This is a genomic window from uncultured Aquimarina sp., assembly GCF_947495315.1.
Classification (GTDB): domain Bacteria; phylum Bacteroidota; class Bacteroidia; order Flavobacteriales; family Flavobacteriaceae; genus Aquimarina.
Genome location: NZ_CANLYD010000005.1, coordinates 401580 through 411867 on the forward strand (window position 1 = coordinate 401580; position 10288 = coordinate 411867).

Consider the following 10288-nt stretch of genomic DNA (forward strand, 5'->3'; position numbering starts at 1 on the left):
ACTTAGTGAAAGCTATGTTAACAATTATAAATAATGTCATTGTTTTCTAAGCTCTATATATTTATATTAGTAAATTTAATTCCTACATAAGAAAATCAACGAACCTACGTTATATAAAATATGACAAAATTACTACCTCAAATCTTATTATTATTTGTGCTATTTTGTTTTAGTAGTACATTGCTGAACGCTCAGGACTTTGATACGGCCTGTCAGAATTCTCAGCCTTTTTGTTCTGATGCTTCTTTGGAGCTTACTTTTCCCAACACTACTGGTGATTTAGACGGTTTAGGAGAAGTTGGATGTTTAAATACTACACCAAATCCCTCCTGGTATTTTCTGCTTATTGATGAAGCTGGTGATTTGGTTTTTGATATTCGTCAATGGATGGATGCTGATGGTGATAATCGTTTAGATCGTAATGAAAGACAGCTTGACGTTGATTTCATCGCGTGGGGTCCATTTCAGACTTCTTTTATAATTAATTGTGATGATGAATTACCAAGAGGTTGTGATCTTAATGGAGATGGAGATAATATTCGTCCAGCTGAATGTGTTAATAATGCAGATGAACCTGATTTTTATATAAATGATGAGGATAATACCAATATTATAGATTGTAGTTATGCGAGAACATCAGATGACAATTTTATAGAAACATTCACAATTCCTAATGCTCAGACAGGAGAATTTTATATCGTATTGATTACTAACTTTTCCGATGAGGCTGGAGTCATACAATTAGAACAAACAAATCTGGGAGAAGAAGGTGCGGGTACTACTGATTGTAGTGTGTTGGAGCCAGGTATTCCTCAAGAAAGAATTGCTACTTGTGGAGAATTTCCGATAACTGTAGAAGGTAGATTTCCAGCAAGAACAGGGCCTCCTGCTGTTCCTGCGGCAGTGACGTTTCAATGGTCTCGAGCGGATTTAGGAGATACGAATTTTGTGGATATTCCTGGAGCAACTTTCCCTTTTTATGATCAGGTAAATTCTAATGGTATATACAGACTTAGAGGTTTTGATGCTAGTGGTGTAGAAGTCCCTGATTCTCCGGATCAGGTTTCAGTTTTAGATGTTTCTCAAATAAGTTTCGAGGTTGGTTATACCATTACAGAAGGGTCTTTTTCTGAAAGTTATACACTTACCGCAGAAGCGTCGACTGATCCAATTGTTGAAGCAGAAGGATTTACTGATTTCGAATATCGATTAGATCGCGATGTTAATATGGACGGAAATTTTGTAGAATATAGAGCTTTTCAGTCTTCGCCAGTTTTCGAAGGGATTCCTGCAGGTGACTATAGGATTATAGCCAGATATGCTAATTGTCCGGATAACGAAAGAACCTCTGTAGATATAATGATTCTAGGATATCCTAGATACTTCACTCCTAATGGTGATTCCTTTCACGATACCTGGAATTTAATTAATCCCGAGGATCAGCCTATTCCCGCATTGGTTTATATATTTGATAGACACGGAAAATTATTAAAACAATTGAATCCAACCGGAGCTGGATGGGATGGAACTTATAATGGAAATTTAATGCCTTCTTCGCAATATTGGTTTAGGGTAGAATTTAATGAACAAGCTGATCGAGATCCTAATAGAAGCAGGAAAGTTTTTGCAGGTAGTTTTTCTTTAATTCGATGATTTTTTAAAATAGAATTTGTTTTTTTGCCAGCTGTTATAATTTGATAATACGTGTGTTTTTAGGTTTTGCTAAAAAGGAATTCTCTTATTCTTGAAATACAATTGTTTCAATCGAAAGAATCAAAAACCGAATTATTTCAATTTTATAGTAGTATTTCTTAGGGTTTCTCTTTGTAAGATTGTTTTATATAAGAATGCTTTGAGTTTAAGAAATAGTAACAGTTTTATCATTGATTTAAAAGTTGGTAATGATTAAGAGAACACCTACGTTAATATTGTTTTTATGCCTTTTTATGTACACGAGTCTGAGTGTAGCACAAGGCTCGGTTTGTGCAGATGCAATTGGAGATGATGGTGCTGATCCATTTTGTAGTACTACAGGTATTGTTTTTCCAAATTGTAATAGCTCTAATAGTAGTTGTGTTAATAGCTCAGAAGTTGGGCCTAACTATGGTTGTTTAACTACACAACCTTTTCCAGCCTGGTATTATTTGCAGATAGATGATACAGGGGCCTTAACTTTTCGTATTTCGCAATCTGCTAACGAAGATGGGACTGGTAATCAGTTGGATGTGGATTTTATATGTTACGGGCCTTTTCCAGATCCTGTTTCTCCTTGTACAGCTCAGTTAACAGGTGGAAACACTATAGATTGTAGTTATTCGCCAGATGCAATCGAAACCATGAATATTCCTGCTGCTACAGCAGGAGAATTTTATTTGGTTTTAATTACTAATTTTTCGGAGCAACCTGGTTTTATCAATTTCGAGCAGACTGGTGGAACAGGTTCTACTGATTGTTCTATATTAGAAGCTACACTTGGACCAAATCAAGATATCTGCGGATCTGACCCCGTAATTTTGGATGGAGAGTCAGACGGAGCCGTACGTTACGAATGGTCTGTGTATAATGAGGTTACCATGATGTTCGAAGTTATCGCTGGTGAAGTAGGTACAACGTTTACGGTTACCAATTCTGGTCGTTATCAATTATTGATTGAAGATGTAGATGGTAATACAGAAACTGACGAGATAGTAATTACTTTTTATCCTGAACCAGTAGTTGCTAATACTCCAATGGACTTAATGTCGTGTGATGACGATGGAAATGGTTTTGATACTTTTGACCTTACTCAGAATTCATCTCTTATTCTTGGGACTCAAGATCCGACTGAATACACAATTACCTATCATGTAACCCAAGAAGATGCTGAAAATTATACTGGTGCTGCCGGGAATAATGTGATAGCGGATCCGGATACTTTTGTGAATACGGTTGCGGATCAAACAATATGGGCTAGAATAGGAGGGGCTAATCAGATATGTTTTGAGGTCACTTCTTTTGTGTTAAGAGTATTTCAGAATCCTGTTGCTAATGTGCCTGCGAATATAGAACTATGTGATAATAATGTTGATGGTGATGATACCAATGGCGCTGTGGAATTCGATCTTTCTGATGCGATAACTGAAGTGTTAGGAGTGCAAAATGCAGCTGACTTTGCTGTTTCTCTTTACGAATCTCAAGCTGATGCTGACGCTGGGGTTTTAGGAACAGAATTACCTAATAATTATACAAATACATCGAATCCGCAGATCATATATGTAAGGATAGAAAATGTGTTGGAGCAAAGTTGCTATGAGACTACAAATTTTCAATTAATTGTTAACCCTCTTCCTGTGGTTTTACCTGTGGTGTCTTTGTTGCAGTGTGATGATGATACTGATGGTATTTCCTTGTTTAATTTGTCTGAGGCGAATGTTTTAATTTCTGGAAATTCTGCAAGCGAGACTTTTACATATTACTTAACGGAAATTGCGGCAATTAATGAGGACGCAACTAATCAAATTGTAGATTTTACAGTGTATCCTAATCCAATACCTATCAATAGTATAGTTTTCTCCAGGATAGAAACTAATGATGGTTGTTTTAGAACTGCTCAGATTGATTTGGTAGTTTCTGCTACCCAGATTCCTGCTAGTTTTAATCTTATATATAATGAATGCGATACTGTTGATGTAGATAACGACGATGCTAATGGGATTGCAACTTTTGATTTTAGTAGCGCAACAAGTCAAGTGGAAGCATTGTATCCGCCTGGTCAAAACTTAGTTGTTACCTATTATGAAAATTTAGCAGATGCCTTAGCAGAAGAAAATGCAATTGTTGATCCTTCAAACCATAGAAATGATGCATCTCCTTTTGTTCAGGATTTGTATATAAGAGTGGATGATGGAACTGATAATGAATGTTTAGGTTTGGGACAGCACATACGATTAGAAGTGGATCCATTACCGTTAAATAATCCAGTATCTGATTTTGTTTTATGTAGTGATGATCCTAATCGAGCAACGTTTGATTTAACAGAGAAAGATTCTGAAGTGATTGGGGTACAAACTGAAGTATTATTAATAACCTATCATAGAACAGAAGCGGAAGCAAATAGTAATGCAGGAGCTATTGTAGGAGCATTTACAAATCAGGCTAACCCGCAAACCATATGGGTTCGTACTCAATTTGATGAAAATAATAATGGTGTTGGAGATGCCGACGAGTGTTTTAGGTCTACTATTTCTTTCGATTTAAGAGTACTCCATAACCCCGAGTTAATAGATCCGGATCCTATTATCTTGTGCGGTGATCAGGTGAATACTATATATGATTTAACGGTAAGAGAAACTCAGATTTCGGGGAGTGCTACAAATATTACATTTACTTATTATGAATCCCAAAATGATGTAGATATAAATAACCCTATTATTAATCCAACTACATATACCAGTATGATGTTGGCAAGAGATATCATAGTAGTTGGTAGAGATGATGACAATGGTTGTGTTTCTGATGTTACACTTCAATTACAGACTATTTTATATGATGATTTTAATCTAACCCCAGATGCATTAGAAACATGTGAGTTGGATGAAGCTGGTATCGGAATCTTTGATCTTACTGTAGCGACGCAAGATATTCTTAATTTAAATGACGCTGACGTGTCAAACGATTTGAGTGCTTCTGATTATAATATTCAATACTATGAGGTTATGGAGGATGCTCAATCAGGTAATAACATTACAATAGTATCTCCTTCGTCGTATCAGAATATACAAGAATTTAATCAAACAGTTTATATTCGGTTTGATCCCTTAGTGAGCGGTAATGATTGTTTTAGGATAGTTCCAGTTCGATTGATAATTAATGAGCTGCCGGATTTTACGTTAGAAGAAGAGTATATTATTTGTCTTGAAAATGATGGAACAGTTATTAATTTAATGCCGACAGATGTAATTGATACAGGTTTAGATGATACTATTTATGATTTTCAATGGTACGTGGGTGTTACTACAACAGCAGGAAATGAAATTCCTGGTGAAACCGGATCAATTTATAGTCCCAATACACCAGGTCAATATTCCGTTTTAGTGACAAATATCCAGACTACTTGTGTTTCATCAGCATCAACAGTAGTTATAGAGTCATACCCTCCACGACAGGAGGATTTTACCGCAGAGTTGATTTCTGGTGCTTTTTCTGATAATGCCACTGTTCAGGTGATAGTTGCAGTTGAGGCGATTGGCGAGTATGAATATAGGTTGGATAATGGCGATTGGCAGACTTCTCCAATATTTACTAGAGTATCAAGAGGGGAACATGTGATATACGTTAGGGATGTTCGTATGTGTTCTGAAATAGAACTTCCAGTAGAATTTATAGTTGATTATCCAAGATATTTCACACCCAATGGGGATGGTTTTCATGAGACTTGGGGAATAGTTGGTAATGATAATGTACAGATTAATGGTATCCAAATTTTCAATCGATTCGGAAAGCTACTAAAAGATCTTGGAGCTCTTGGCGAATGGGATGGAACCTATAATGGAAGTCTACTCCCATCTAGTGAATACTGGTTTAAAGTTAGGTATACAGAAAGCGGAGTAATGAAAGAATTTAATGCTAGTTTTTCATTGATCAGATAAAAAAAAGGAGTTGAATAGTATTCAACTCCTTTTTTTTATAATGCGACTTGTTATTATAAATTTAAACCTAGCGTAAAGGTAAGGTTATCTCGATAACTATCTATAGTGGCAAAATTAGTAAAAGCAGAATTAGGATAAAATTCCTGATTACGTTCTTGCTCAGAATAGTCATAAGCGATATCAAATTTTACTTTTCCAAAGTTATAGCCTATGCCTAGGGATAGTCCGGTTCTTTCTCCAAGAATAGATTCGTTTTTGTAAGGGCTTTCTTCATAGCTGTAACCACCTCTAAAACTCCAATTTCCATTTCTCAATTCTCCACCTATTCTAAGTGTCGAAGCGCCTTGTAAAGTGTTTTCTATTTGCCTATTTAAATCTGAAAAATTGTCAAATCCATCAGAGTCAAATTCTGTAGATGAATAATCTTTATAGGAATAATCTAAACTGATTAAACCTCGTTTTCCGAACAACACTGCAATACTTCCGGTTGCTCTTGCGGGAGTTCGTAATTCGTACTCTGGAAAAACGTTAATCACATTTGGGTTTACCAAGGCTCTACCATCGGCATTGCTAAAAGTCTCTACGCGTTGCGTTGTTTCTTCTTCGATATAATACCAGGTTGGTGACTCGAATGAAGCGCCAAGTCTAAGCATATTGGATACTTTTAGAATACCTCCAACTTGTGCAGAGAAACCAGCGCCAATTGTAGATAAACGATTCGTAAATAGTATTTCATTAATAGAACTTCCTGAAATATTATTTCCTTCAAAAAACTCGGTTACCCTATCATAGTTAATAAAGTGAGAATTTAGGTTGACTCCGATATAGAATCTATCGTGTATTTGTGCTCCACCATTTATAGTGAACTTTCCATTGAGTCCAGTGCTTTCGTAATAATAGTCCTGAGCATATGGAAAAGGGTCAGAGTTTAGATCGACTGGTGCTACATTTGATAAATATGTAGTACTGTTTGGGTCTGTTGGATCAGTAGCTTCAATTATAAAAGATTCATGTCCTAAGAATGCTTGCTGGACTCCATATCCTTCTGTTTCTCCTAGAAAATCATAAAGATCATCAATACTTTCTCCTGATCTTCTGGTTAATAAATCTAAAGGGATGCCTTGAGCTTCAGATAGGAAATAAGAATCTATAGAATTATTACTTCTGCCGAACGCAAATAATTCCTCAGCATAGTCCGTAGTCTGGTCATACGCTATGCTTAATGATAATTTATTAAATTTAGAAGAATCACTTCGGTTATTGTATACAAAAACTGCTCCAATTTGATTAAAATTAAAATTTGAAGATGAAGTTGCGCTAAAACCATTGAAATAACTAGCATCATTCTGAATATTTGACGTAGAAAGTGTAATAGAACCAGAAGAGCCTATAAATACTGCAGAACCTGCAGGATTTATCTGGAGTGCAGACATATCTCCTCCTAAAGCTCCAAATGCTCCGCTCATTCCTCTAAAACGTGCAGTTCCTAAGATATCCTGTTGAGAATATCTTACTGCGTCTGTAATGTCTTGAGCGTGTAAAAAAGACATAAATGATAGACCAATTAATAAAAATATCTTCTTCATATATTTATTTTCAATATTATAGTTTGCCTATTTGCTAATTACAAAAGAATTTAGCGATTTAGATAGTTGCTAAATCCTGTTTGGGTTTAGCAACTATCTAGATCGAATAGGTTTTATCAATTCTTAATTTTTTGTGAATTACTGATCACCTCAAAAATAGTAAGACATTTGGAAAAGATTTCTGACAATAGTCAGTTTATAATAATCCAAATTATACTTTTAGACTTAAGTAGTAATGATTTTTTTAGCTTTTAATCAGTGTTTTAGCCTCTTCCTCCGCGACTTCTTCCGCCACGGCTACCACCTGATCTTGATCCGCTACTACGACTAGAGCTACGACTTCTGATAGCGCCGCCAGAACTTCTACTTCTGCTGGAGCCCGAATAACTTCTTGTCCCAGAACTGCTCCTTGATCTACTATTACTGTTTATTCTTGTGCCACTTCTACTAGAAGAACCGGATCTTGAACGGGAGTATGTACTATTGCTTCGGGATCTTGTTCCATTTGAGTAAGAGGAAGACCTTGTTCTTCTATTATTGTCAGCAGATATTCTTCTTCTATTATTGTAAGAACTTCGGTCATTATATGAACTACCGCGAGATCTGTTGTTGCTATACGCTCTAGATCTGCTGTTGTAGGTGCCGCGATTTCTGTAATTACTGGCATATGCATTTCTATAGCCTCTATTTCTGAAACCTCGATTATATGCAATTTGATTTCTTCCATAAAATCCAAAACCATTGTTGTAATAAGGAGGACACCAAAAACCACCACCATACCAGTAGGGATTTCCCCATCCAAAGCCAGCATTCCAGCCCCAGTTATTCCAGCCTAAGCCAAATCCAGGACCCCAACCGGCGTTCCATCCCCAGTTGTTCCATCCCCAACCGGCATTCCATCCCCAGCCAATGCCAGGTCCCCAGGCATTCCAACCCCAGTTATTCCAGCCATTATCAATAATAGTTATGGAAACTTCATCGCTATTACTTCCCCAGGCAGGTTGCCCACCTTCATAATTTTGAGCAATGCCTGTAGTGTCAGATGGATTGTAATTTTCACTAGAGTAAGAATCTACATCCGTAAAAATAGCGTCCTGTTCTATAACATTATCAATCTGAGCTGATTTTTCTGAGAAATAATTAGAGTAATAATTAGACGTTGTCCCTGTTTCTGTTCTAGTGGGTTGAGGTTCATAATTTCTTTGGCTTCTTGCTTCACCGTAAATGCCATCATCATAAGATACATAGTCATATGAACCACAAGATGTCAACATAAGTAGAGAGGCTGTGAGAAAAATCCCAACAGCTCCTTTTTTTTGAAAATAAATTTTAAGTCGCATATCTCCTTATTTTATTGTTGAACAATACAAATTTAGTTAGTTTTGCGCTAACTATTTTTTATTTAACAAAGTCACAACATTTGTGCCAAATAGCAGGTTATGAGCAAAAATCTAACGAAACGTAGTGAGGATTATTCTAAATGGTATAATGAACTGGTTGTAAAGGCTGATTTAGCCGAGAATTCAGCAGTAAGAGGGTGTATGGTAATTAAACCCTATGGATATGCAATTTGGGAGAAAATGCAGGCCGAATTAGATCGAAAATTTAAGGAAACAGGTCATCAAAACGCATATTTTCCTTTATTTGTTCCTAAAAGTCTGTTTGAAGCCGAAGAAAAAAATGCGGAAGGCTTTGCAAAAGAATGTGCAGTAGTAACTCATTATAGATTAAAAACAGATCCAGAGGATTCCTCAAAATTAGTTGTTGACCCAAAGGCTAAGTTAGAGGAAGAGCTAATTGTTCGTCCTACTTCTGAGGCAATTATTTGGAATACTTATAAGGGTTGGGTTCAGTCATATAGAGATTTACCTATTTTAATAAACCAATGGGCGAATGTGGTGAGATGGGAGATGAGAACGCGTTTGTTTTTAAGAACTGCTGAGTTTTTATGGCAAGAAGGTCATACAGCTCATGAAACAAGACAAGAAGCGATTGCAGAAACCGAACAAATGAATAATGTGTATGCTGATTTTGTAGAAAATTTCATGGCTATTCCTGTTGTAAAAGGAAGAAAAACAGAAAGCGAACGTTTTGCGGGAGCAGAAGATACATATTGTATAGAGGCATTGATGCAAGATGGTAAAGCGTTACAAGCAGGGACATCACACTTTTTGGGACAGAATTTTGCAAAAGCATTTGATGTGAAATTCACTTCTAAAGAAGGAAAACTTGATTATGTTTGGGCTACATCTTGGGGGGTGTCAACCAGATTGATGGGAGCGTTGATTATGACGCACAGTGATGATAATGGATTAGTTTTACCTCCTAGTCTTGCTCCGATACAAGTTGTTATTGTTCCGATATACAAAGGTGAAGAACAATTGAGTCAAATTTCTGAAGTGGCCAATGAGTTGGTCAGTGATTTAAAAGCAAAAGGAATCTCTGTGAAGTTTGATAATAGAGATACATATAGACCAGGAGCTAAGTTTGCGCAATATGAATTACAAGGGGTTCCGTTACGAATAGCAATTGGTCCTAAGGATTTGGAAAAAGGAACAGTAGAACTAGCACGTCGGGATACTTTATCAAAACAATTTGTAAATAAAGACGAAGTTGTACGTACTATCGAGTCTTTACTTGTTGAAATACAGGAGAGTTTACACAAGAAAGCTACGGAGTATAGAGATAATCACATCACGGAAGTTTCTTCTTTTGATGAATTTAAGGATGTTTTAGAGAATAAAGGAGGCTTTATATCAGCTCATTGGGATGGTACTGTGGAAACTGAGCAAAAGATAAAAGAATTGACTAAAGCAACTATACGCTGTATCCCTTTTGATGCTAAAGAAGAAAATGGGAGCTGTGTGTACAGTGGTAAACCTTCTAAAGTGAGGGTGTTATTTGCTAAAGCATATTAAGTTTTAGAAAAAAATAAAATAACTCTTGCGCCATTAAAAAATAGTTGTATTTTTGCATCCGCAATTAGACAAACAACTATGGCCCGTTCGTCTATCGGCTAGGACGCATGGTTTTCATCCATGTAAGAGGGGTTCGATTCCCCTACGGGCTACGAAT

At 36.4% G+C, this 10288-nt stretch carries 5 protein-coding genes and 1 tRNA gene; 4 read left to right on the top strand and 2 right to left on the bottom strand.

Annotated elements, in window-relative coordinates:
- The first annotated feature begins 120 nt into the window (after positions 1-120).
- Positions 121-1653 carry a T9SS type B sorting domain-containing protein gene (locus Q0910_RS11875; RefSeq protein ID WP_299216431.1) on the top strand — a complete coding sequence of 511 codons (1533 nt, stop codon included), beginning with the start codon at positions 121-123 and terminating at the stop codon, positions 1651-1653.
- 248 nt (positions 1654-1901) lie between these two features.
- Positions 1902-5627 carry a T9SS type B sorting domain-containing protein gene (locus Q0910_RS11880; protein ID WP_299216434.1) on the top strand — a complete coding sequence of 1242 codons (3726 nt, stop codon included), beginning with the start codon at positions 1902-1904 and terminating at the stop codon, positions 5625-5627.
- Positions 5628-5680: 53 nt separating this feature from the next.
- Here the strand turns inward: Q0910_RS11880 and Q0910_RS11885 are convergent, their stop codons facing one another.
- Entirely contained in the window at positions 5681-7213 is a 1533-nt protein-coding gene (locus tag Q0910_RS11885; RefSeq protein ID WP_299216437.1) for an outer membrane protein transport protein, read from the bottom strand.
- Positions 7214-7476: 263 nt separating this feature from the next.
- Positions 7477-8553: a hypothetical protein gene (locus Q0910_RS11890; RefSeq protein WP_299216440.1), complete on the bottom strand. Its 1077-nt coding sequence runs from the start codon at positions 8551-8553 to the stop codon at positions 7477-7479.
- Positions 8554-8652: 99 nt separating this feature from the next.
- Here Q0910_RS11890 and proS point away from each other — a divergent pair, with 99 nt between their 5' ends.
- Both proS and Q0910_RS11900 read left to right on the top strand, forming a co-directional pair.
- A complete protein-coding gene (proS, locus tag Q0910_RS11895) occupies positions 8653-10131 on the top strand; it encodes a proline--tRNA ligase (protein WP_299216443.1) in 1479 nt (492 codons plus the stop codon).
- Positions 10132-10211: 80 nt separating this feature from the next.
- Positions 10212-10283 (top strand) — tRNA-Glu (locus tag Q0910_RS11900).
- The last annotated feature ends 5 nt before the right edge of the window (positions 10284-10288 follow it).